The following is a 24,205-nucleotide window of genomic DNA, read 5'->3' as shown; positions in this document are numbered from 1 at the left end:
TATCGTATCCCTTTCAAAAAATAGTGGTTGGTATTAATTATAGGTTATCTAAGTTTCCTGCTTCAGCAGACCAAGTCCAGTCACTGAATACAGATTTATCAGCTCCTACGGTATTTGCTCCGGCAGTTACGGCAGTAGCGTGCGCGTCAGTTCCGTTTTTGAATACATCAGTAAGTGCTACACCATCTGCTAAAACCACTTCAAGGTTTTCAAAAGCAAGGTCTCCATTTTGAAAGTTTTCTAGGGATTTGTCTCCACTGATAGAGAAGTCTCCTCTACCTTCTGTTTCTGCAGGATCAGCGAAACCTTGGAAAAGGATATTTTTAAATGTTCCTCTAGCACCATCTCTGAAATCACCTAGTTCGGCAACATCATTTCCAACGATAATACCATTTTGAAGGGTATGGCCATCATTGAAAGAGCCTTCTGGTCCATCAATTTCTAGTGAATGATCTGTAGAACTTCCGTTGATTACTATGAAATTATCTAAGGTTCCTGACCAAGCCATATCCGTATCTAAAGCATCATCACCAGCGTTCCAGATAATAGCATTTTTCACATTCATTGTGCCTCCAAACCATTCGATTCCATCATCTTGGTTAGCGATAACTTCAATGTTTTCAATGATCGTGGCAGATCCTACAGATCCTAAAGTCAAACCATTGATTTCATTTCCTTCACCAATATTGGCTCCACCATGTCTGATAGATATGTACTTAAGTTTTCCTGAATAATCTTCTGGATTATCTCCTCCGTGTAGTCCATTGGTATCGGAAGGTGGTATACCCTCTATTTGTACTTCTGAAACATCACCTGCAAAAGATCCAGGGGCTCTACCAAGAACCAATAATCCTCCCCACAATCCATCAATATCAGGATCAAGGTTAGGGCTTGCAATCATACCCGGTGTAATTTCATCGGCTATTGAGGTGAAAATAATAGGTTGATCAGCAGTACCTTCAGCTTCAATGGTAGCTCCTCTTGCGATGACCAAGGCAGTAGCATTGGCGCCAGATCCGGCTTCACCTTTTACAATCACACCCGGTTCGATGATTAATTCAACACCTTCTGTAACTGTAATTCTACTTCCAAGCACGTAAACCTTACCTGTTTCCCATACTTGATCAGCAGTAATGTTTTCGTCAACTCTTACAATTGTAGAAATTTCACCTACAGTAACAACAAACGTAGACGTTTGAGTATCTCCATTCATGTCTGTGGCAATAATCTCAAATACTATATTACTATCAGCATCTTCCTCTGTGGCTTCATAATTGAAATCATAAGTGGCGGATACTTCGCCAGTATAATTAATAGTTTCTATTGTAGTTCCATTTCTTTTACAACTAAAGTAGTTAATCCATCTGCAGCTGTAATATTAACGGCAACCGGATCAATACTTTCTTCAACTTCAACACTTGCAGTTGCCGGGACTCCTGAAATAACAACTTGGTTATTTGGGTCATCCTCCTCGTTACACGCTGCTAAAACAGTAATAGCTAGTGTAGCGATCGTCATCCAATTAAATAATTTCTTCATGGTTAGGTATTAGATTTTAATTCTGAATTAGATTCAGGCACAAAATTGAGCTAAAAAATTACCCTCCTATAAAAAAGTGAATTATGAAATTTTAAAATTAAATTCAGGGAATTAATCTTCTCTTAACATTGCAGACAAAAACACCTCTATTTCGCCTTTCACGCGTTAACAACGCTTAATAATCAGTTATTTATAAATAATAAAAATTCTGATATCCGGAAAAATCATTAATAACGTCCTCGAATTAAACCAACTAAACTACCCAATTACCTGTGATTCTACTGTAACCTTCTGTTCTCAACCCTTATATAAAAGTTTAGCCTTATTAAGCGAAGAAGCTTAATAAGGCTATTTTAATATTGGGATGGCTTAAGGTCTCGTAAACCTTAGATCACCAAGTCTTTTTGTTCAATTCTTCTTTTAAAAACTTTGCTGTATGACTACTTGGGTGATTGGCCATTTTTTCGGGAGTTCCGCTAAAAAGTATTTCTCCGCCTTTTTCTCCTCCCTCCGGACCAAGGTCTATAATATGATCCACTACCTTAATCACATCCATATTGTGCTCAATAATAAGTACCGTATTCCCTTTGTCTACCAATTGTTGGAGCACTCCTAAAAGCAAACCGATGTCTTTGAAATGTAAGCCTGTAGTGGGCTCATCCAATATATAAAAGGTTTTTCCGGTATCTTTCTTTGAAAGCTCTGTGGCTAGCTTCACGCGTTGTGCCTCTCCTCCGGAAAGAGTGGTTGCATGCTGACCTAAGGTGATATAATCCAAACCTACATCATGCAAGGTTTGTATTTTTCTTAAGATCTTGGGGATATGCTCAAAAAACTCCACAGCCTGTTCTACCGTCATGTCAAGCACATCAGCAATGGATTTTCCTTTAAACCTCACTTCTAAAGTCTCCCGATTATAGCGTTTGCCTTTACAGGTTTCACAGGGAATATGCACGTCCGGAAGAAAATCCATTTCAATCAGCTTCATTCCTCCACCTTCACAATCTTCACAACGCCCCCCTTTACATTAAAAGAAAACCTTCCTGGTTTATACCCTCTAATCTTAGATTCAGGTAAGTCTGTAAACAAGGCCCTGATATCTGTAAATACTCCGGTATAGGTCGCCGGGTTGGATCTTGGTGTTCGCCCAATAGGAGATTGATCTACCTCAATCACCTTATCCAAATGCTCCAAACCAGTTATCTCTTTAAAGGGTAATGGTTCTTTTTTGAATTGTAAAACTGCCTGTTAAGCAAAGGATACAGGGTTTCATGGATTAGGGAACTTTTTCCCGAGCCCGAAACTCCGGTAACACAAACCATCGTTCCCAGTGGTATTTCCAAGTTTACATTTTTCAGGTTATTTCCGTTGGCTCCTTTCAATTTAAGTTTCTTACCGGAACCTTTTCTTCTTTTTTCCGGGATGGGTATACTCAATACCCCATTGAGATATTGAGCAGTTAGGCTATCTGAGGCCAAAATTTCCTGTGGAGTACCACTGGCAACAATTTGCCCCCATGACGACCTGCTCCCGGTCCAATGTCTAACACATAATCAGCATCCATCATCATGTCTCTGTCGTGTTCCACCACAATGACCGAATTGCCGAGGTCTCTTAAATCCTTTAGGGCATGGGTTAATTTCACATTGTCTCGTTGGTGCAAGCCTATACTTGGTTCATCCAAAATATACAAGACTCCTACAAGCTGGGTGCCTATTTGTGTAGCCAGGCGAATCCGCTGGGCTTCCCCTCCAGACAAGGTTCTTAAAGGTCGATTGAGAGAAAGGTAATTCAAGCCAATATCTAACAAAAAACCAATTCTTTTCCTGATTTCTTTCAATACCTCAACGCCAATAATTTTCTGACGCTCAGTCATTCGCTCCTCAATATTTTCAAACCATTCTCCTAAAGTGGTAATATCCATTAGGGCCAGTTCGCCGATATGTTTTTCAGCAATTTTGAAATGAAGGGCCTCTTTCTTTAATCGGTAACCCTCACAGTCCGGACAGGTGCGGGTGGTGGTGAAATCGGAAATCCATTTTTGTATTTTATCTGAGCCTCCCTCCTTTTGTTTTTGAAGAAAATTTAAAATTCCTTCAAAGGTAGTGTTCCACTTGGTTCCGGGATATTTAACCGAATCCACCGCTACCTCCATTTTATCTCCATACAAAAGGGTTTGAATTACCTTTTCATCTAATTTTTCAATGGGCGTAGCCAAACTACCTTTATAGCGTTTCAGTATCGCATCAATTTTCTTAAATATCCAAATGTCTCTGTACTCCCCTAAAGGAGCTATTCCTCCCCTACTGATGCTTAATGAAGGGTCAGGTATTACGCTTTCTTGGGTAATTTCTTCAATTACCCCCAAACCATTGCATGTGGGGCAAGCGCCGTAAGGGCTGTTGAAAGAAAAAAAATTAGGCGCCGGCTCATCATAACTAAGCCCGGTATGAGGATCCATCAGGTATTTGGAAAAATGATGAATATTTCCTTCCTCATCGAGCAACATCATCACTCCTTTGCCATGTTGTAAGGCTGTTTTTAGTGATTGGGATATCCTGTAACGGTCACTTTCCTCTGCCAGCACCCGGTCTACTACAATTTCAATGTCATGAATCTTATATCGATCTACTTGCATTTTAGGTTCTAGGTCCACCATCTCTCCGTCTATCCTCACTTTTGAATAACCCATTTTACGGATTTGCTCAAACAATTCACGATAATGGCCTTTTCTTCCTTTTACAACCGGTGCAAGAATGGAAAGCTTTTTATTCAAAAAGTAATTAAAGATTTGATCAATTATTTGATCCTCGGTTTGACGAACCATTTTCTCACCGGAAAGGTAAGAATATGCCTCACCTGATCTGGCGTATAAAAGCCGCATAAAATCATAAATCTCTGTAACAGTCCCTACCGTAGATCTGGGATTTTTTGAGGTCGTTTTTTGTTCGATGGATATCACCGGAGAAAGCCCGTTGATTTTATCTACATCAGGCCTTTCCATTCCTCCTAAAAAGACCTGGCATAGGCAGAAAAACTTTCCATATACCTTCTTTGGCCTTCAGCGTATATGGTATCAAACGCCAGTGAACTTTTACCACTGCCACTTAAGCCGGTAATGACAACTAATTTATTTCTAGGTAAGGTAAGATCGAGGTTCTTGAGGTTATGTTCTCTCGCCCCATATATTTCAATATGTTCTTGAGAAGGTTGATTTTCTACTGACATTGGATAGGATTTCACTTTTACTGGTTTAGCCTAAATTTAAGCAATAACTATTCTAATTGTTGCTAAATACAAATTTAGCCCGAGGCAATTTTTATTTACCTCTTAAGACTGCCTCTTGTTTTCAAAAGTGGCAGCACAATTTACAACCTTTTTAAGCCATCTCTTAATTTTATTCAGGAATTAGGATCGACAAAAAAGAGCATAACTAAGATAAACCTAAAATTAGGCAAATGGTTCATTTTAAGGAAAAGGAACTAATTGGAAGCCTTGTCTCTAAGGTCCTGTTCGGTGTCCCCTGTGATGGTAGATTTTAGCCCACTCAATATTAGGTTCCACCAATAATGAAAAATAAACTTGTGTTTTTCTCTTCGAAAATACACTTCTCCCTTTTGTAAGTCACCGGATTTTTGTGGATTATCGGTCCTGACCACAATTTTATTGGCCAGAAAAGCCCCGATATCCCTAAAAATATTTCTGTTTCGTTTATAATTTTTGTCCAAAATTTCTATTTCGAGGTTGTGATATTTGGCAATGACATCCCCTGTCCCATCAAATTCATCCGCCACAATATCAAAGTATAAATTGTCTAGCCTCCCCCTTTCAGAGCCACTCGGGTAGCAGGCATTATCATATTGTTTAGACTAGTTAGGTTCATTTCCCCTATACTCCCTTTAATAAAAAATCTACCTTCTTCATCATTGACCAGGTAATCTGCTTGCATATCAATTTGCCCTTTACCCATCAACCTTCCCTTGGCTAAAATTTTCAAGGTATCATTCTGAGCAAGCTTATCTTGGAAATTGGTAAATCCCAAAATCTCACCATTTACTTGGTCAAAAAATATCTTTCCCGAAGAAGGTGCTTTTGTATCAGGCCTTTCTTGATATGTAATCTTCATGTTCTCAAAATTTATCTCCTTCAACCAAATACTTTTTGGCAGTTCATGAATAATTTCGTGAATCATTTTTGGCCTTTTGGAAGTATCTTCAACTTTTCGTTTATCCCTAAAAACCTCTAGGTTTAAATGATCCAATTGCAGCTCATCGGCCACTATTACCCCTTGCCTAAAATAAGATTGAAAATCCATTCCCAAGATCTCCAATCTGGCATCATTAAATTCCATCCAATTGGTTTCTTTTACAAAACGGTTGATGTAAGAATACTTTCTAAGCTTGTTGTTAAAGCCTATTTTTTCTATACTTAATTTTTGTTCGCTTGTATTAAAGGCCAGTTCCTTTGCCTCTACCACATTGATATAATCATTGACATGCAGTTGTACATCCTCTAGATATCCTTCAATATTGTCTACAGAAAATAAGGCTTGTTGACTCTCGAGATCCTGATCAGTAAGGCTAAAACCATCAGCAAAAATAAATAGGTCTTTGATCAATAATCGCGTAGAATCTGTTTTACTGTCCTTGTTTTGAAAGTAAGCTTGATTGACCCTGAAATGATTGAGACTAATTTTCTTGTAATTCTCTCCTTGATTGCCTTTCCCTTGCTCCATTTTACCGGTAATCTCCTCCAAATCCGGCGTGATGGTTTCCAAAATCACATTTGCTATATAGGCAGAATCAAGGTGAATGCTGTTGTAAAATAAAAAATCAACCCATTGAAAACCTGTGAGACTTGCCTCTTTAAATGAAAGATTGAACTTTATTTTATTTTCTTGTTTTAATTTCTCTCCGGGATAAATATGAACCGAATCCATTTTTAGAAAGGTGCCTTGGTAATTATAATCCAAGCTTATCTTGCCAAAATTAACCTCATGCCCGGCAAAATCATTGGTGCGGACAATCATATTGCTTACAATTGTTTCCGCATTTTTATTGAGATAACTATTAACAAGTACAGGCAGTAAATAGAAAAAACCAAGCAAAACTAGCCCAACAGCAAAGGTAATTATGACAGGTTTTTTCATAGTATCGGTTTTTATTCCATTCAAGTTAAGGATAAAAACCAATTCCTTAAGAAAAGGTTTTTACATAGGTAATTTAATAACATATTTCCCCCTTTTCTAACGTTTAGTTTTGTGTTGATCAACCAAGGATTGTAGATTTTGACTTCCTTATAATTGCTCTTGTGTGCAACCGCCCAAGAGGCAAGATTATCAATACTTTCGGTAACCTCTATTTCTCTCAAAGGTGGCAAGGAATACAGGTCTTCCTTTTGAAGCTCAAAACCATATTTGGCCTGATTTTCAAAGATCTCCTTCATGGCTAAAATTCTGAAAATATACCTGCTGGTTTCTTCATTTAGGTACAGGTTATAATAATCAGGGCTTAATTGTTGGTTTTTCTTCGAGCAATTCCTGCCATGCCCAAATTATAGCTGGCGGCCACGCTCGTCCAATTGCCGAACTTACCATAGGCTGCCCTGATGTATTTGCAAGCAGCAATGGTAGCCTTTTCAAAGTGGTACCTTTCATCTACATAGCGGTTGACCTCCAAACCAAAATCTCCTGCGGTTCCTTTCATAAACTGCCAAAAACCTTTGGCACCGGCAGGAGAGGTTACATTCAGCAATCCTGATTCAATGATGGCTACATATTTAAAATCGTCAGGAATTCCATTTTCTTCCAAAGTCTTTTCAATAAATGGGAAATATTTCCCTGACCGCTTTAGCATCAATAAGGCATTAGACTCCCAATAGGCATTGACATAAACTTCACGTTCAAACCTTTCAAAAACATCCGGCTGTTCGATAGGCACTTTCTCTCCTGCAAATACAGGCTTTTCCGGAAGATCAAATATTTTCACCCGTGGCTTGCTCCTTGCCTCTCCGGGGCGTAATGTTGCTCCTCCCCCATCATTTACAGGCACTTGAAATTTTTCCTCCTTACTTTGGTAAAACAAAAAACCTATAATCATAAATTGCAAAGCAATCAGAAAGTATAAATTATAAATATGCTTCTTTTTCAATGGATTAATAATTTGGAGAAAGTAAGTATTTGTTGTAAAACTCATCAATGGCATTGACAGCTTCATCGGCAGTATCCACTAAGACAAAAAGGTCTAGGTCTTCCTTGCTAATGTTTTCAAAAGATTCAAGCATGGTACTTTTGATCCATTCAATCAACCCTTCCCAATAAACTCTTCCTACCAATACTATAGGAAAACGTCCAATTTTCTTGGTTTGAATCAGCGTCAAGGCTTCAAACAATTCATCCATGGTGCCAAATCCTCCGGGCAATACAACAAAGCCTTGGGAATATTTGGTAAACATAACCTTGCGAACAAAAAAGTAATCAAAAGTAATCAGCTTGTCGGGGTCTATATACACATTATTGAATTGCTCAAAAGGCAAAACTATATTCAAGCCTACAGACTTCCCATTCTCAGAATGAGCCCCTTTATTTCCTGCCTCCATAATCCCAGGCCCTCCTCCGGTAATTACCCCATATCCATGCCTCACCAACTTGGCCGCAATGGCTTCAGCACTCTTATAATTTGGGTGATCTGATTTTGTTCTTGCAGAACCAAAGATAGAAACACAAGGACCTATTTTGGCTAACTTTTCAAAACCCTCCACAAATTCACTGATGACTTTAAATATTACCCAAGAATCTGCACTCTTTATCTCGGCCCAGTCTTTCTCCTTAAAGGCCCTTCTTATTTTATCCTCCTCTTTTCCTTCTTCCATTCTCATCCAATCAAAAACTAAATATCTAAAATTAAAGCATTATTTTTTTCTAATGTAAACCATCAGCAACGAGTAAACAAACGACTTTTATAATTAATATGAAAATCTTTGTCGCAAAAATTCGAATTAAAAATGCCTAAACATTAAAATTCAGAATATTTTACCTTATTTAAAGTATGGAATCAATTTATAATGCTGAATATTGGCCATTTGCCATTCTATTAACAAGTATCGCATTGGTGGTTGTATTGGTGTCTCGTTTAAAGTTTCACCCTTTTGTAGCCCTGGTATTAGCAGCAGTGTATGTGGGCTTGGTGACGCCCCACCTAATGGAAAATGAGGGAATAGTCGCTGCTTTGGATGCACCCATGATCGCCTTAGGTGTGATGGCAGGAAAAATCGCCTGGGTAATCGCACTGGCAGCCATCATAGGCACTGCCATGCTAGAAAGCGGTGCTGCAGAAAAAATAGTAACACAGCTATTAAAAAAACTGGGCGAAAAACAAGCTGCATTGGCCTTACTTATCGCTGCCTTTCTGCTTTCAATTCCTGTTTTTTTGGATACTGTTTTTTTCTACTCATCCCCTTAGGCATAAGTCTGGCCCTCAAAACCGGCAAAAATTACATCCTTTATGTAATGGCCATCGGAGGAGGTGCAGCCATTACTCACAGCATCGTCCCACCCACTCCAGGCCCGCTAATTATGGCCGAAAGTTTGGGGATTTCCTTGGGAACAGTAATTCTTTCCGGAATTGTTTTAGGAATAGCCCCTGCTATGCTTGTATTAATTCTGGGCAAGCGGATCAATAGAAAAATGGTCGTTCCCATCCGCATTACATTACCTAAAAAAACGGAGATGCCTCGGAAATCCCCATGACTTGGGCACTTGCTCCTATTGTATTACCCATATTGATGATAGGTTCTGGCACGATGGTTCAAGTCCTTACAGGAGATGTACCTGAGTGGTTGGTATTTTTGGGAAATAAAAATCTGGCCATGGCTGCAGGAGCAGGTGCAGCGCTCTATCTTTGGGCCAAATCTGAAAAGATGGGCTCAAGTGAATTGTGGGCAAAAGTAGGCAAACCCTTGGAAATTGGAGGTGTAATTATACTAATCACCAGCGCCGGCGGGGCCTATGGTGCCATGATCAATAATAGTGGTATTGGAGAGGCAATTGGAATAGCTACAGAAAGTTTCCCCTTGCACTTTATTCCTCTTGCCTGGCTTATATCTGCCGTGCTAAAAACAGCACAAGGCTCAGGTACAGTAGCCATGATTTCCAGTGTGGCCATTATGTCTGCCTTGATTGGGGATGGGCAAACTTTAGGTTTTCATCCCGTTTATTTATTAATGGCCATGGGATTTGGCTCATTATTTATTTCTTGGATGAACGACAGTGCCTTCTGGGTGGTGGCAAGAATGAGTGGGATGACCGAAAAAGAAGCCCTAAAAACATGGACCTTGTTACTCGCATCCATTTCTTTGCTGGGCATGGCACAGGTTTGGTTGCTTTCTTATATATTCCCTTTTGTCTAAACAAAAACCCAAATACATGAATGTACTTATCATAGGAGGAGGCGGATTTATTGGCAGTAGACTAGCATTAAAATGGCTGGAGCAACAACCCCTATCCAAGGGAAAAATCACTTTGCTTGATCGTTTTATTCCGGAACACATTATGAAAAACCCGGAATTCAAATGCGTTGAAGGGGATTTTAGCGACCCCTCAATTATTAACCCTCTTTTAATAACAAAACCTGAATTAATCTTCCATCTGGCGGCAGTGGTGAGTGGTGAAGCTGAAAAAAACTTTGACTTAGGTATGCGTGTAAACTTGCATGGTAGCCTACATTTACTGGAAAAGTGTAGAGAATTGGCTTATTGCCCTAAAATTGTATTTGCCAGTTCTTGTGGAATATTTGGAGGGGACGTAAACCAAGTGCTCACCGAAGAAACTGCCCCCAAACCAAAGAGTTCTTATGGAACACAAAAAGCAATCGTTGACCTATTAATGAATGATTTCAGCAGGCGAGGTTTTGTGGATGCCAGATGCCTTAGATTACCAACCATCACCGTGAGGCCCGGCAAACCAAATGCGGCGACCTCTTCTTTTTTAAGCAGTATTATTCGAGAGCCTTTGAACGGCAGGCCTACTAGTTACCCGGTTGCACCTTCATCACCTTTTTGGATACTCTCGCCCAAGCAAGTGGTGCGAAACTTTATTCATGCAGCAAAATTACCCACCAAAACCATTGGAGATGATCGTACCATAAATTTACCCGGTATTACCGTAACTGTTCAGGAAATGATTGATAGTTTGGAGCAAGTCACACATAAAAGCATAACAAAACTTATTTCTTACCAACCTGATGCCTTCCTGCAAAGCATTGTCCTAACTTGGCCACCAAATTTCGACACAAAAAAGCAGATGCCTTGGGCTTTACGGCAGACAAAAACACAATCGAAATCATCACGAATTATATTCAAGAAGAAAATATTCAGGTACCCGAAAAATAAACTCACTCATGAAAAGTACAATAAAAACGGCACTCATTACCGGAGCGGGTTCAGGCATAGGAAGGGCCGTAGCTCAAGCATTGGCAAAAGACAATTGGTCGCTAATATTAACCGGTAGGAGAGAAACAAGCCTCAAAGAAACTGCTGCACTTTGTGAAAAAAGAGACCACTCGATCTTCCCCGCAGACATTACTTCCCCGGAAAGTGTTCAAGCATTGTTCAAAAAATCCGTGATCATTATGGGCGTTTGGATCTATTATTCAACAATGCCGGTATAAATGCCCCGGCCATCCCACTGGAAGAACTGAGTTTTGAGGATTGGAAAAAAGTAATCGACACCAACCTTACCGGAGCATTTCTTTGCACACAGCAAGCTTTTAAGCTCATGAAGACACAGGACCCTAAAGGTGGGCGCATCATTAACAATGGTTCTATTTCTGCTCATACGCCCAGACCAATGTCTGTGGCCTATACAGCTAGCAAACATGCCGTCACAGGCCTAACACAATCCACTATCTTGGACGGCAGAGATCAAAACATTACATGTGGGCAGATAGACATTGGCAATGCTAAGAGCGATATGACCAAAAAAATGGAAGAAGGTACACTGCAAGCAGACGGTTCCCGCAAAGTAGAACCAACCATGGATGTCAATGAAATAGGAAAGGCAATAGTGTATATGGCCGGACTCCCCTGCTGCCAACATTCCTTTCATGACCATCATGGCCAATGGAATGCCCTATATCGGTAGAGGGTGATCAAAACCTCATTGGCCAATAGGATAATAATTAAAGCCCCTTATCCAATGCCAACTCATTTTTTTGACTCATTCTCAGGTAAACCCGAATTCTGTAATAGGTCTTCTTTTACTCAACCTGGTTTAGTTTGATACCGGAGCCAAAACGACCCCTCATTAAGCTTGAAAATTAATGGTAATTATAATATTAGCCGACCTAAAACTGTTAATGGAAGCATTTTTGCTACAATAAGTAAACTAAAGAAAGCGCCGGAAATTCAAATCCCATAATCAATAAACTACGCTGGTTTAAACTTGGAAAAGTGATGAATAGGCGACTTAAAGTAAACTGAATGCTTGGAAATAGTGAATAGCCGATTAAGCCGGCAGGAGGACTTTATGAATTTAACTGAATTAATCAATGAACATTATTTTACTATTAATCGGAGTAATAATAGTTGCTGTAACGAATATGGATGCACTGTCCACCATTCTCCGAATCAATGGCGGTAGTAAAATTTCAAATTTTGTGGCAAGAAATGTATGGCGAATAAGTGTTTTTGTTTCAAGAAAATTTTCACGTACAGCTATTTTAAGCAATGTAGGTGCCTTAATTGTCGTGACTTTATTTTCACTTTGGGCAGTGCTTCTTATGATTGGGTATGGGCTCATTTACAATTCATATGTCCACTCCATTGTAGAAACTTCTACTGAACTGCCTGCAAGCATTACCGCCAAATTTTACTATGTTGGCTACACATTGACCTCACTTGGCAATGGGGACCTGAAAACCGGGAATGATTTCTGGCGAATTATTTCAAATTTCACAGGTTTAAATGGTATGTTTTTACTGTCTATTGCCATTTCCTATTTTATTCCACTTATGAACGCAGTAGTAAAACAGCGTATGTTGGCCACATTTATTTCAAATCTCGGAGATACACCGACTGAAATAATTTCAAACGGATGGAATGGAACTGATTTTAATATTCTGCATGAACAATTCAAGGAATTGTACCCCATGATTCTTATGCAATGTGAACAACAATTGGCTTACCCGGTATTGTTGTATTTCCACTCAGAAAATCCAAAATACTCTCCCCAACTTAACCTTGCCAAGCTCGATGAAGCTTTGAGTATCCAAGAGGTTTACAATATTGATCAATCAGACAAAGCTTACATTTGGAAAAACCTACGCATGGCCATGAACAAGTATTTGAAGGTGATTAAGAATTCTTATTCATTCAATACTGAACCTGTCCCTGACTTTCCTTACAAAAACAAATTGCCATCACTTATCAGGGATATCCCGAAAGAAACAGCAGATTACCGCCTAACCAACATTAAAGAAAGAAGAGCCTTTATTGCTAGCCTAGTTAAAAATGACGGATGGAAATGGAAGGAATTCGTTGATTGAAATCATTTATAGTAAATTTGAATTCATTGCAATTTGGAAAATTCTATAAGGGAAAAACGCGAAGCAACACCAGGGTTGACTGTTGTAACTACCGGGATTTCAAGTTATTTGAAGACTGAATCATAGCATTGATGAACTATTGTTAAAAAAGGTTACAACTTCACCTTTCGGCAGTTGTAACCTTTTAGCTTCAGTCTTTATCCCTGCTTTTTAAGCCAATGCAGCTGAAATTGCTTTGCTTAATGGGGTGGTTGGTCTGCCGATCAATTTTGAAAGCTGGTGACCGTCATCGAACAAGTCTCCTTTTTCTGTGGAAACATGGCTTGAAGCCAAAAACTTGGCAAAGCCTTCTGGCAAACCACCTTTTACAAGCGCTTGAGCATAGTCATTCTCAGGTAAATTTACATAGGGAATGTCTTTCCCGGTTTGACGACTTATTTCAGTCGCATAATCTTTCATGGTAAAAGCTTCGTCACCGGCAAGTTCATACTCTTTTCCTTCCTGACCTTCTGAGGTTAAAACCGTAGCCGCTGCTGCTGCATAATCTTCTCGGGTAGCAGATGAAATTTTTCCCTCTCCAGAACTTCCATACAATGTCCCTAAACCAATTACTTGGTGAAGCGATCCTGTATAGTTCTCGGTATACCATCCATTTCGTAGAATTACATAAGGGACACCTGATTTTTTCAATACATCCTCAGTACCAACATGCTCCCCTGCAAGACCTAGTGTTGAAGTGTCAGCTTTTAATAGACTTGTATAAGCGATTATCTTAACTCCTGCATTTTTGGCTGCTTCGATCACATTGGTATGTTGTGACAATCGTTTCCCAATTTCACTCCCCGAAATCAGCAATAGTTTGTCAATTCCTATTAAGGCTTCTGATAGTAGCATTGGGTTATCATAATCAAATTTCCTCGCCTCCACTTCTAAATCTGCAATTTTTTGTGGGTCTCGAACCAAGGCCACAATATTTTCTACTGACGTTTTTTCTTTCAAATCTTCAATTACCAAACGTCCAAGTTGTCCAGATGCTCCTGTTACTGCTATTTTCATCTTTTCTAGTTTTATTTTAAATACAATTACCTTGCTCACCTAAAGTTTTCTAGTTACTTTTGGTAAGTCAAAGGTAAATAGTAAGCATTTATTAAACAATAACTTACGCACAGGTAGGAGACTTACTTTAAAGTAAGAAATGCAATAAATCAACTAGTTATGAATGAAAAAAAAATTAAAAAAATGGGAAATATAGAGAATTGCCCTGTTCGAAATGTAATAGACAGGATAGGTGATAAATGGTCCATGTTAATCATTTTGTTATTGGCAGATGAGCAAGTATTACGCTTTAACGAAATCCATAAATCCATTGGAACAATTTCCCAAAAAATGCTTACTGTAACCCTAAAATCTCTGGAATCAGATGGATTAGTGAAGCGAACCGTCTACCCTCAAATCCCACCAAAAGTAGAGTATGAATTGACCCCAAGGGGAAAATCGCTCCTTCCTCATCTTCTGGCCTTAACGGAATGGGCAAATAAAAATATGAGTAACATTAAAGCTTCCAGAGCACAATATGAAAAAGCTAATGGTTAAAAATCATTTTCAAAGTTTATAGGATTCCTCTTTGAATCCTTTCCAAGATCAATACCTGTTCTAGCAACCATACCATCTCTGACTTTGACGCATACAGGCCACAAATAAGGGATTCACAGAAAAAAATATTGGAGGTATTGAAGCTATTTTAAGAGGGAATCTAATAGGCACATTAATTGTGGAAATGGAAGGGATCTATTCACTACCTGATTAAACCGTAAGGGATTCAAAATTATTTGTCAAAGAAAATATCAAAACTTTGTTAACTCCAAAAAAACTAAAAAAACAGTATATGAATGACCAAGAATTTAAGGCTTTTGTTGTTGAAGAAAAAGATGGTGAATTTATTGGATCCATTAAAACAAGAAAAATTGCGTCCTTACCCGAGGGAGATTTATTAATCAAAGTGTCTTATTCATCACTTAATTATAAGGATGCCTTATCCGCTTCCGGGAATAAAGGCGTTACTAAAAATTTCCCCCATACCCCAGGTATTGACGCTGTAGGTGTTATTGCCGAATCTGATAATGCTGGCTTTAGTGTTGGGGATAAAGTAATTGTAACCAGCTATGATCTCGGAATGAATACGTCAGGGGGTTCAGTGAATACATTCGAGTTCCTGCGGAATGGGCAGTAAAGTTACCTGCAAACCTGAGCATGAAAGAAGCAATGATTTATGGAACAGCAGGCCTTACTGCAGGGATGTCCGTATTGCGTCTTACCGATTTGGTAAAGCCTGAAGAAGGCAAAATACTTGTTTCAGGAGCCTCCGGAGGTGTAGGTGCTTTGAGTGTGGCAATCCTCTCTAAACTGGGATATTCAGTGACCGCCATTACGGGAAAGGAACATGAAAAAGACTATTTATTGAAGCTAGGGGCCCAAGAAATAATACTCCGAACTGAGTTTGAAAATTTAGATAAACGCCCCTTGTTGAGACCTGTTTGCGCAGGAGGGATAGATACTGTTGGGGGTGTCATCCTAGAAAACATTATAAAATCTACAGTCCCAATGGGTGCAATTACCTGTTGCGGAAATGTGGCCTCACCAAACCTCAACTTAACCGTTTTTCCCTTTATTTTAAGAGGAATATCACTTATCGGGATTGACTCTCAGAATTATCCTATGAGTTATCGAGAACAGGTTTGGAATAAACTGGCGGAAGAATGGAAACCCTCTCAGCTTTCGGAAGCTTTCAATGAAATACCACTGACTTCACTTCCTGAAAAAATCACCTTGATCCTTCAAGGCAAATTAAAAGGTAGAACTGTAATAAAAATAGCCGAGTAAAAAAGGAGTTTTCAAAGAATTAAATCAAAAGGTCAGGTGCTAGCAGAGGGGGAAATTTGTTCGCTCCTGACCTTTCTTTATTCATTTTTTTGGCATCACTACTCCATCAGCTCCCTTGTTCAATTTCAACTTCACCAGCACTTCATGTAAAGTTTCCGCAGCCAAACCGTGAAGAACCAAGCGATAGGCAGCACTATAGGTGGTAACAGGAACCATGGGGTGTTTATTATTGATTAAACCAAGATGCCCCGGGGTACCAAGTATCTGGGAGGCATAAATGGCAATGGTTTCATCCAGTTGCAATGAATTGGATGCTCTGATAAAGTCATTGGAAGTAAGGAAAAGTTGGTAAAAAGGAGTGAAAAGCTCAATGGCAGACCTCAAGTCCAAAACATTTGTCCACCGGTCTGGGAACTCAATATGGTCAAATTGATCCTCAGTGATCATGCCGAGATTTAGCTGTTCCGGCGGGCTGATGGTAATGTTTTTTTCCTTTAATTGTCGATTCAGTCGGATGACAAAATTGTACAAGTTCAGATCATGCTTTAAGAACAAATCATCCTTCACATCCTCAAAATCTTTTGGCTTTAAAGGGCTTCCTACAATTTCTACATTCGGAATATTGCCGGCTATAAACTGCAAGATTTCGGTACCTATATGAAAATGCCTAAAGATTAACAAATTGGCATCCGGGCTAACAAAGCGTTTGAGTCCCCATGCCAATATTCTGTGAAGAATCTTAGATGAATTGATAAGTTTGGGAAAGAAAAACTTAAAAATATGAATAAAAAACATGGTAATCTTGGATCCCATTTCAACAAAAGGAAGCAAATACCTCACAGATTTGGAAGAATTGTCCCTCATCAAGACCAGTTTTGTCCTTTGGTTAATTGGGATGCTGTCATCCAGAAACAAGGCCAGCCAAGGATTAGGGTCTCGCTCGTCATGTTCTGATAAATCTAAAATATTGTCTTTCATATTGCGTTAATAATTCCCCAATTCCTCTAATTGCATGCGGTATAATTTCGCTGTTATTTTGGCTGTTTTTACAATCTTTTTGGCTACTTCCAAATTCATTTTGGGATGATTCAATGCCTCTTCTAAGTTGTGGAAATGATTTTCATCTGCTGTACCATGATAGGTAAAAAAGGAGACCTGGCTGTTATTCAATTGCAATTGGTCTTGCATCAATTTCCCCAATAACCTGCCAAACGTTTCCCTATCCCTTCAATAATAAACATTGAACCTAACAAATCTACAGGGTTGGCCTTGCTCGCCTGCTGAAACATAAATGAGGTCAGCGCAACTGTTCCTATATTTTTTCACCTGATCTAATGGTTTCGAGATTTTCACCCAAAGCCTCAAAATTTCTTTCTAGCATCTGGTAATCCTTGTGTTCGGTAGCTGTATGTTTTATAAAGGCAGAACGCAACTCGAATAAATCAATGTCAATATTGGAGGCAGCCCTGGAAATCCACTGTGAACCGTCAATAACCTGCTGCCGGAGGTCTGTCAACAATAGCTTATAGTCAGCCATACTTAGACTTCCAGCATGTATTTTGGCCACAATTGGGACTTTCAATAATGCCGTTTCAAAATCTATCCATACCCGAGCAAGGTTACGAATCAGCCATTCTGAAGTTTCGTTTGTATCAATAATCAGCTCAGGAGGTGCTATTTCTCTTTGAGGATAAATTTTTGATTCTTCGCTTTTTCCCACCACCGAAAGTGCATAAATGAAGTAATAAATCTCCCACTTTCCGGAACCATGCAAAGGATGCTATCTCCCTTCTTCAGCTTTCCTGAATACATCAATTCTTCTACCATAATAAAAATAGAGGCTGATCCTGTATTCCCTTTAGCGCTAAGGTTGCTAAACCATTTTTCATCAGGAATGGCCCCTCCTCCTTTTTGCATCAATTCCTTAATGCTGTCTTTAAAAACCTCGGAAGAATAATGGCAACAAAGCCAATCTACTTTAGAAACCTTTACTTTGCCCTGATCGATTAACTCAAAATAGTGGGCAACACCTGTCTTTATAAGCTTGTCTAGAAGTCGGGAATCTTGATGTAAATTGATTGCTCCTGCCTTGGAAGCTTCTTCATAGCTTGGATAATCAAGCCAGGTTTTTTCTGCTTCATCTTCGTTGTCAATTTTACCGGTATACATGCAAACGGGAAACTCATTAGCAAATGACTTGATGTCAATCCAATCAATCCTTAATGAAAGCCCTTTTAAGTTTATCTTGTTTTGCAAAACAAAAGCACCGGCCCCATCAGACAGCATCCAGCGTAAAAATTCCGCATCAAAAGGCAGGGTCTTTACCTCTTGCGCCTCAAACCTTGAGGCCTTAAACATTCTACTAGGTAGCTCACTACCTACACAAACAGCATTCTGCTTTTGCTCACTTTTGATCTGAGCAAAAGCATTCTTTAAAGCCATAACCCCACTGGCACATACACTTTGGAAACTGGCAAGCTCACAGCGCTTAAAATCTAATCCGGCGTGTACCATACTGGCAAAACCGGGTATAGGCAAATCCCCTTGGCTTGTACCCGTACACAACAATTCTACATCCGAGGCTTTTAAGTTACTTTTTTTAAGGCATTATTAACTGCATTCACTGCCAATTCAGCATTGGAATGTGTGGTTTCTTGCGCTTTATTTAATGCATAATACCTGGTTTTGATGCCATTTTGTTTTAGTATTCTTGGTTTTACCCGACTTTCCTTTCCATCAATTCGCCCCAGAAAATCTTCTATTTCATCATTTGAAACCGGCTGATTGGGCAAATAGGCCCCCATCGCGGTTATGTACACCTCGTTCATTTCTTATCTCTTTTGTCCCGCAAATATCTTATCTAAGAAGTGTAAAGCAAAACCGTAATTCTTCCTACCCTTGCCATGATGTTCATTATGGTAAGTGCCAAAATGCCTCCACCCCTTTCCTATTCCATCTCCAAATCTATAGTTGCAATGTCCGGCAAAATTCAAAAGGATGCTCACCAAAGGGAAAATGAAAACGGCTAAGATAGAGAAAGACATGAATGGCATTATTGTCAATGGCACCGTGCTTAAAAGCAGAGCTTCGAACCAATGAAAGCTATATACGGAATAAACCGTTGGGGTATAGGATTTATGATGAATATAATGCACATGCTTCATCATCAATCTCCAATGCATTAACCGGTGTACGAAATAAAAATGCACCTCATTCCAAAGGAATAATACAATAATTCCTCCCAATACTGTATACCAAGTATTGGGTAGCAATTCTACTACCCCTAAACGGATGATAAAGACAATGGGTAAAATGGAAAAGCCAAACACAATAATTGACCTAAAAGAATGCTTGATTTCAAAGGCAACTTGCAGACAGGAAACTTTTTCAGAACTTATTTTATGCAGCAAATTGCGGGATTCCAAAAGCCGGCAAACCGCCAAAAACAGGGGCGCTAAACCAAAGTACAATAGCAAAAAATAACCAAAGGAGATTGCAAACAAGCTGAAATAAGAATAATCATACAATATATGTTCTATTAAAGGTTCCATTGGGTATTTTAATTTTCCTCAGTCCGTAGTCAATCCTCTTCCTACTACTGACATTCTAGACTAAATATTAACTATCATTTTCCTTCTAAATCTTAATAAAAAGATAAAAAATTAAAGGATCTAAAAAAATATCAAAAATTTCCCGAAGGATTTAAGACTTAATTACGTCTATAGTAACATGAGAAAAGTGTTTTATTTAGTGGTATTGATAGGGATCGTTTCGTGCAAAAAAGAAAGGGTTCCGGTGACGCCCGGAAATATTTCCATTGCGGAAGTAGTTCAGGCCAATTATAAAAACAATTATACTCAGGAGGTTAGTGTACAAATTGGGAAACAAAACCTCACCATTTATAGCACAGGCTTGCCTGATCACAAAACACCTTATTGGGGCAAAGGTCATGAAATGTATGAGGAGTTTCCCGGAAGAAACCATGCCAACATGAATAAAAGCATGACTTCATTTAATTATAAAATGACCATACCTATATACCCCAATGAAAGTGCACATAAAGAAGAAACAGAATTAGGTCCGGTTGGAATGGCATTGAACGGTGTCCCCATATACAATGATTATGAAGGAGGTGGTGTGTTGCAGGAAAATGCTTGGAGCACTTTTGATGCTTCTGGAGGCCACCCCGGGCCAAGAGAGGATTACCATTATCATAGCGAAGGTGCCTATCTTACTGTAAATGATGATAACCTTATTGGCTTTTTACGGGATGGATTTCCTGTGTATGGCAGAAAAGATAGGGACGGATCCTATCCCAATGATTTGGATGAAAATGGGGGACATATTGGTATCACTTCAGATTTTTCTGAAAGCATTTATCATTACCATGTCAGTAATGAGGCATATTCAACTTCCGGTCTGTATGTCATAAAATCCGGCGCCTATCATGGAACCAAAGGCACCTTTACTCAATAATCCATGGCGATTTATTTTACTCATCCTATCAAATCAATATGGGTAATCCTCTCGTGCGTGGGGATGAACGCATGTTCCTATAATGGAGAAGAAAGCTCTTTTGATGGGACGATTAATTATGAGATCGACACCTCGGGAATCCCAAAAGATACCATAGATTTTAATGCACCGGGCCTGACTTATAAAAATGGGCGCTATTATTTATCAGGTGAGAAATATTCTGGAATTGTTCATAAAAAACAAATCGGTTTCAATATTGTGACCTATAGTTCGGTTTACAAGGGAATGTTACACGGCACTTATAGAAGCTATTATTCCAATGGAAAAGTTTTTGAAAGACGCATGTATAAAAACAACCTGTCCTTAGGCAAGCAAGTGGGTTACTGGGAAGAAACCGGAAATTTAAAATTTGAGTACAATTATTACAATGATAAAAAAGAAGGCGAACAAAAAAGTTGGTATGCCAATGGAGCCTTGGCCTATAGCTATCATTACAAAGATGACAAACAAGAAGGCCTACAACAAGCGTGGAGGCAAAATGGAAGTTTGTATAGAAATTTTGAAGTGCACAACGGTATCCGATATGGATTACAAAAAACTACCACCTGCTATGAATTAGAAGCTGAGGAAATAAAATAACTACTAGAAAAAACCAATCTGTTTTATGAAAAATTTAAATCACATCCTCCAAAACAAAAAACTGAAGGTCAACTATTACGAAAACTTTCTTGAACGCTTAAAAAAATCAATGATGAGTTGGAAGAAGTAAAAAAGTCCCTGCCAAATATCAGAGATATCAACAAGGACTCAAAAACTGAAACAAGCAAATAATAATTATTCAAAAGTGGTTGTACCATTGGGCTGAAGCACATATTGAAAAGTATATGTAGCTCCTTCATCTGTAAGAGGGTCTAGTTCTTCATCGGAGGGATTTCCTTTATAGTAGCTCAAAATTTCCAACTTAGCATAATTACCGGAGCTGGTCTGCAATAAAATCACCTTTCCGGGAATAGGCTTTATGGCATGAGTTGTTGAATTATAGCTGTACCAGCCATTACCACTTCCTGTAGGTATTGCCAGCGTTGTTTCGGTATCCAATGCAAATGAAGCTGTTTCAGGAATTTCTTTAATTTCCTGAAAAATCCCATCCACCAATGCGGCACTAACATTTTTGGACGCATTGGTTCGAATAGTTGTGCCTTTAAAAGCCAAATCCCAGCTTTCATCCACTGTCATCACCCTGTTTTCTGATAAACTAAAATATTGAAAAGGCATCTCCTCTAAAACTTGCCCCGTAGTTCTATCGATTACATCATTAGGAGCAGAGAGATCTTCTACCATTTCTGCCACTAATGGCAATTGAGGCTCATTCTCTGTCTCAGATTCGCAAGCCATAAAAACAAACATGGCTAGGCCAAAAAACATAAACATTGATAAATTTTTCATTTGATGTATGGTGTTATAGTTATAAATTTAGTAGTGGTATTTTAATGCCTACAAAGAGTAGCCTTCCCGGCATATTAGGCTGGGTAATACTGGTTTTATCTAGCAGATTATTGACACCTGCTTCCAAGAAAATTCCATTGTTGAAAGTTTTTGTGGATGTCAGGTTGAGCGTATACCATCCCGGAGCATACTCTGCCACATCATCCAAAATCAGGTTGCCATTCAAATCTGAAAATCCAAATTGGCCTCTATATATAAGCCGAAGTGCCCAATTGATTCCTGTACGGTTTTCCAAATAGTTAACCTTTAAGTTTCCACTGTGCTTACTCCTGTTAAATAATCCTCCATAGTCAGCCTTGCTAACACGGACGGTTTGGTTATTGGCATCTTTCTTATACATCTCTCCTCCCTCTATCTGATCCATAACATCCAAGTCTCGGGTATCTAAAAAGCATAACCGGTACTGATGCTTAAGTTATCATTGTATTTATAAGTAAAATCCAAATCCAGACCTTGGGTGACCACTCGGCTGATATTAAAATATGAAAAGGCATTTTGACCTGAGACCAGCTGGGCAATGGGTGCTGTCTCTATCATGTTTTGCAAAGCGTTTCTATATAAATTTCCTTTTATTAACAAGGATTCCACAGGTTTCCATCGAAAACCCGTGTTTATGGCCCAAGAATGTTCAGCTTGAAGTTCTCCTAAATTCTCCGGGAGAATTAACCTTTGTGCTACCAATCCTTTGGCTTCAAGATCTCCCAATCCATCTTTGGCTAATTTTGCACCGAATACATAATACCCTGCTGAAGCATTGTTAAAATTTAAAAGCAGTTGCCTGAAGTCAGGTGCCTTAAATCCGGAACCGATAGATAATTGCCAACTGAATTTATCAGAGAACCTGTATTGGCCGGAGAGCTTTGGGCTCAATCGACTACCATAGACACTGTGAAAATCTCCCCTGGCACCGGTAACAATATTAACCTTATCAGTTGGATCCCATTGATGTTGTAAATAAAAATATGTCGCCTTAAAATGGTTTTTTTCATCATATCGAGTAGCTTCAACTGACTCCCCTGAAAAGCCCAAACCTAGGCTTATCAATTGCTTTTTGTCTAGTTGGTAATCAGTCTGTAACTCCGTTCGCTGATAAAATTGCTGAAAATCCTGAATATCAAAAACAGTTCCTTCTTTCTGGTATTTGGATACTGAACTTGTACTAAATACAGAACTCATATTCCTTAATGTAAATAACCAATTATTGTTGGGTTTGTACCTTAGTGTTGGATTAATATTGATTTCATCGCGTTGGTCTGTTGCATCTAATAATTCTGTTCCTGAATTTTCCACAACCTCCAAAACACCTGTAGCTTTTTCAGTATATCCACGCAAGAATAAATTAAAGCTCAATCCTTCCCCCAATTTGGTCCCTAGCTTCACTTGCCCACTGTGGGATTGGTAGGGGTTTTGGGTATTTCCCGTCACTTCTGGACTTAAATCATAACCATCTGTCTTATAATAATCATAAAGAATATCTATGTTCCAATTTGATTTCCTTATGCCAAATTCCAGGTAGGGATTCCATGTATTCAAGCTCCGCTGTCTCAAGCCAAGGTCTATTTTCTTTCCATGGCCTCCTGATTTGGTGATTATATTTACTACACCGGCCATGGCTTCACTACCGTAAATGGCACTGGCCGGCCCTTTTAAAATCTCAATCTTTTCAATATTGGACACAGAAATCCGATTCAAGTCAAAAGTACCTGCAGTTCTGCCAATTAAAGGCTCCCCATCCAGCAGGACAAGAATATAGTCTGTATCAAGCCCCTGCATTTGCAAGCCCGTGCCATGGTTAGAAACAATTTGTAAGCCTGTTTGCTCGCTAAGCACTTCTGAAAGGCGAACAGCCCCGGTCTCCTGAATAGCTTTATTTCCAATCACAGTGACCGGCATGGGTAAATCTTCTACGGTGCGATCCGTACGAGTGGCTGAAACCACCACCTCATTCAGCTCTCCTTCCTTCTCCTTCAGGACTATCACCTCTGCATTCAACCATTCTTCCCAACTATAATGCTTAGACTCGTGCCCCAGGGCAAAAACAATAACAGAATTTCCAGTATTCAGCTTTGTCATTTGAACCTCCCCGGAAGGCCCGGCAACTATTGGAGGGTAGTTGTCCACTTGCACCACAGCCTGTGGCAAGGGCATCCCCTTGTCATCAACAATGATTTTGTCTCCATTCTCCCCATGTCCTAAAAAAGGGTAGAGAAGGAATAAAATCATCATATTAAGCTTAATTAGATTAATTCTAATCATTTGTTTAA

Annotated in this window: 25 protein-coding genes and 3 pseudogenes; 10 read left to right on the top strand and 18 right to left on the bottom strand. The window is 39.2% G+C overall.

The window, feature by feature from the left end; all coding sequences use genetic code 11:
* Positions 1 to 37: 37 nt before the first annotated feature.
* The 8 genes and pseudogenes from WG932_RS23910 to WG932_RS23875 form a co-directional block, all read right to left on the bottom strand.
* Positions 38 to 1,213 (bottom strand): hypothetical protein, encoded by a 1,176-nt coding sequence (locus tag WG932_RS23910; protein WP_483085657.1) that lies wholly within the window; start codon positions 1,211 to 1,213, stop codon positions 38 to 40.
* 107 nt (positions 1,214 to 1,320) lie between these two features.
* Positions 1,321 to 1,539, bottom strand: a complete 219-nt coding sequence (locus WG932_RS23905) for a hypothetical protein (protein ID WP_483085656.1) — start codon at positions 1,537 to 1,539, stop codon at positions 1,321 to 1,323.
* Positions 1,540 to 1,930: 391 nt separating this feature from the next.
* A pseudogene (gene uvrA / locus WG932_RS23900) lies at positions 1,931 to 4,767 on the bottom strand (excinuclease ABC subunit UvrA).
* 254 nt (positions 4,768 to 5,021) lie between these two features.
* Complete coding sequence (locus WG932_RS23895; protein WP_483085655.1) at positions 5,022 to 5,333, bottom strand: hypothetical protein; 312 nt, start codon at positions 5,331 to 5,333, stop codon at positions 5,022 to 5,024.
* A 20-nt stretch (positions 5,334 to 5,353) separates the two neighbouring features.
* Complete coding sequence (locus WG932_RS23890) at positions 5,354 to 6,688, bottom strand: hypothetical protein (protein WP_483085654.1); 1,335 nt, start codon at positions 6,686 to 6,688, stop codon at positions 5,354 to 5,356.
* 20 nt (positions 6,689 to 6,708) lie between these two features.
* Positions 6,709 to 6,984, bottom strand: a complete 276-nt coding sequence (locus tag WG932_RS23885; protein WP_483085653.1) for a hypothetical protein — start codon at positions 6,982 to 6,984, stop codon at positions 6,709 to 6,711.
* A 65-nt stretch (positions 6,985 to 7,049) separates the two neighbouring features.
* Positions 7,050 to 7,688 (bottom strand): lytic transglycosylase domain-containing protein, encoded by a 639-nt coding sequence (locus tag WG932_RS23880; protein ID WP_483085652.1) that lies wholly within the window; start codon positions 7,686 to 7,688, stop codon positions 7,050 to 7,052.
* A 4-nt stretch (positions 7,689 to 7,692) separates the two neighbouring features.
* Entirely contained in the window at positions 7,693 to 8,415 is a 723-nt protein-coding gene (locus WG932_RS23875; protein ID WP_014020291.1) for an LOG family protein, read from the bottom strand.
* Positions 8,416 to 8,585: 170 nt separating this feature from the next.
* Here WG932_RS23875 and WG932_RS23870 point away from each other — a divergent pair.
* The 5 genes and pseudogenes from WG932_RS23870 (at position 8,586) to WG932_RS23850 (ending at position 13,079) form a co-directional block, all read left to right on the top strand.
* Positions 8,586 to 9,286, top strand: a pseudogene (locus WG932_RS23870) (GntP family permease).
* Entirely contained in the window at positions 9,283 to 9,945 is a 663-nt protein-coding gene (locus WG932_RS23865; RefSeq protein WP_483085651.1) for a GntP family permease, read from the top strand. The pseudogene WG932_RS23870 and the gene WG932_RS23865 overlap by 4 nt, the downstream one beginning before the upstream one ends.
* Positions 9,946 to 9,961: 16 nt before the next feature.
* A complete protein-coding gene (denD, locus tag WG932_RS23860) occupies positions 9,962 to 11,044 on the top strand; it encodes a D-erythronate dehydrogenase (protein ID WP_483085650.1) in 1,083 nt (360 codons plus the stop codon).
* Positions 10,935 to 11,677, top strand: a pseudogene (locus WG932_RS23855) (SDR family oxidoreductase). Before denD ends, WG932_RS23855 begins: the two are co-directional and overlap by 110 nt.
* A 406-nt stretch (positions 11,678 to 12,083) precedes the next feature.
* A complete protein-coding gene (locus tag WG932_RS23850; protein WP_483085649.1) occupies positions 12,084 to 13,079 on the top strand; it encodes an ion channel in 996 nt (331 codons plus the stop codon).
* A gap of 210 nt (positions 13,080 to 13,289) precedes the next feature.
* On the opposite strand, the gene WG932_RS23845 is transcribed toward WG932_RS23850, so the two are convergent.
* Positions 13,290 to 14,135: an SDR family oxidoreductase gene (locus tag WG932_RS23845; RefSeq protein WP_483085648.1), complete on the bottom strand. Its 846-nt coding sequence runs from the start codon at positions 14,133 to 14,135 to the stop codon at positions 13,290 to 13,292.
* Between the two features lie 159 nt (positions 14,136 to 14,294).
* Here WG932_RS23845 and WG932_RS23840 point away from each other — a divergent pair, with 159 nt between their 5' ends.
* The 3 genes from WG932_RS23840 to WG932_RS23830 all read left to right on the top strand — a co-directional run bounded on the left by WG932_RS23840 (position 14,295) and on the right by WG932_RS23830 (position 15,959).
* Complete coding sequence (locus WG932_RS23840) at positions 14,295 to 14,672, top strand: winged helix-turn-helix transcriptional regulator (RefSeq protein WP_483085647.1); 378 nt, start codon at positions 14,295 to 14,297, stop codon at positions 14,670 to 14,672.
* Positions 14,673 to 14,964: 292 nt separating this feature from the next.
* Positions 14,965 to 15,309 carry an alcohol dehydrogenase catalytic domain-containing protein gene (locus tag WG932_RS23835; protein ID WP_483085646.1) on the top strand — a complete coding sequence of 115 codons (345 nt, stop codon included), beginning with the start codon at positions 14,965 to 14,967 and terminating at the stop codon, positions 15,307 to 15,309.
* A 20-nt stretch (positions 15,310 to 15,329) separates the two neighbouring features.
* On the top strand, positions 15,330 to 15,959 hold the full coding sequence (locus WG932_RS23830; RefSeq protein WP_483085645.1) for a zinc-binding dehydrogenase: 630 nt from the start codon (positions 15,330 to 15,332) through the stop codon (positions 15,957 to 15,959).
* Positions 15,960 to 16,040: 81 nt separating this feature from the next.
* Here the strand turns inward: WG932_RS23830 and WG932_RS23825 are convergent, their stop codons facing one another.
* The 6 genes from WG932_RS23825 to WG932_RS23800 form a co-directional block, all read right to left on the bottom strand.
* The gene (locus WG932_RS23825; protein ID WP_483085644.1) at positions 16,041 to 16,937 is read right to left on the bottom strand and encodes a DUF6999 family protein; all 897 of its coding nucleotides are present in this window, start codon (positions 16,935 to 16,937) and stop codon (positions 16,041 to 16,043) included.
* 6 nt (positions 16,938 to 16,943) lie between these two features.
* Positions 16,944 to 17,129, bottom strand: coding sequence for a hypothetical protein (locus WG932_RS23820; protein ID WP_483085643.1), 186 nt, complete (start codon positions 17,127 to 17,129; stop codon positions 16,944 to 16,946).
* Positions 17,130 to 17,271: 142 nt separating this feature from the next.
* Positions 17,272 to 17,679: a hypothetical protein gene (locus WG932_RS23815; RefSeq protein ID WP_483085642.1), complete on the bottom strand. Its 408-nt coding sequence runs from the start codon at positions 17,677 to 17,679 to the stop codon at positions 17,272 to 17,274.
* Complete coding sequence (locus WG932_RS23810; RefSeq protein WP_483085641.1) at positions 17,634 to 18,524, bottom strand: 3-oxoacyl-[acyl-carrier-protein] synthase III C-terminal domain-containing protein; 891 nt, start codon at positions 18,522 to 18,524, stop codon at positions 17,634 to 17,636. The genes WG932_RS23815 and WG932_RS23810 overlap by 46 nt, the downstream gene beginning before the upstream one ends.
* Positions 18,525 to 18,544: 20 nt before the next feature.
* Positions 18,545 to 18,787 (bottom strand): hypothetical protein, encoded by a 243-nt coding sequence (locus WG932_RS23805; protein ID WP_483085640.1) that lies wholly within the window; start codon positions 18,785 to 18,787, stop codon positions 18,545 to 18,547.
* Positions 18,788 to 18,790: 3 nt separating this feature from the next.
* Entirely contained in the window at positions 18,791 to 19,510 is a 720-nt protein-coding gene (locus tag WG932_RS23800; RefSeq protein ID WP_014020281.1) for a sterol desaturase family protein, read from the bottom strand.
* A 178-nt stretch (positions 19,511 to 19,688) separates the two neighbouring features.
* Between WG932_RS23800 and WG932_RS23795 the strand changes: the two genes are divergently transcribed.
* Positions 19,689 to 20,435 (top strand): YHYH protein, encoded by a 747-nt coding sequence (locus WG932_RS23795; RefSeq protein WP_149394436.1) that lies wholly within the window; start codon positions 19,689 to 19,691, stop codon positions 20,433 to 20,435.
* Between the two features lie 63 nt (positions 20,436 to 20,498).
* Complete coding sequence (locus tag WG932_RS23790; RefSeq protein ID WP_052316220.1) at positions 20,499 to 21,074, top strand: toxin-antitoxin system YwqK family antitoxin; 576 nt, start codon at positions 20,499 to 20,501, stop codon at positions 21,072 to 21,074.
* 195 nt (positions 21,075 to 21,269) lie between these two features.
* Here the strand turns inward: WG932_RS23790 and WG932_RS23785 are convergent, their stop codons facing one another.
* The 3 genes from WG932_RS23785 to WG932_RS23775 are packed head-to-tail and all read right to left on the bottom strand — an operon-like array spanning position 21,270 to position 24,197.
* Positions 21,270 to 21,881, bottom strand: coding sequence for an HmuY family protein (locus WG932_RS23785; RefSeq protein WP_014020277.1), 612 nt, complete (start codon positions 21,879 to 21,881; stop codon positions 21,270 to 21,272).
* Positions 21,882 to 21,900: 19 nt separating this feature from the next.
* Entirely contained in the window at positions 21,901 to 22,305 is a 405-nt protein-coding gene (locus tag WG932_RS23780; RefSeq protein ID WP_483085639.1) for a hypothetical protein, read from the bottom strand.
* 20 nt (positions 22,306 to 22,325) lie between these two features.
* The gene (locus WG932_RS23775) at positions 22,326 to 24,197 is read right to left on the bottom strand and encodes a TonB-dependent receptor plug domain-containing protein (protein ID WP_483085638.1); all 1,872 of its coding nucleotides are present in this window, start codon (positions 24,195 to 24,197) and stop codon (positions 22,326 to 22,328) included.
* Between the last annotated feature and the right edge of the window lie 8 nt (positions 24,198 to 24,205).

This window comes from Cyclobacterium sp. SOCE241 (genome assembly GCF_056867545.1).
The sequence above is the reverse complement of the archived record's forward strand: the minus strand, read 5'-3'. Positions and strand labels throughout refer to the sequence as shown.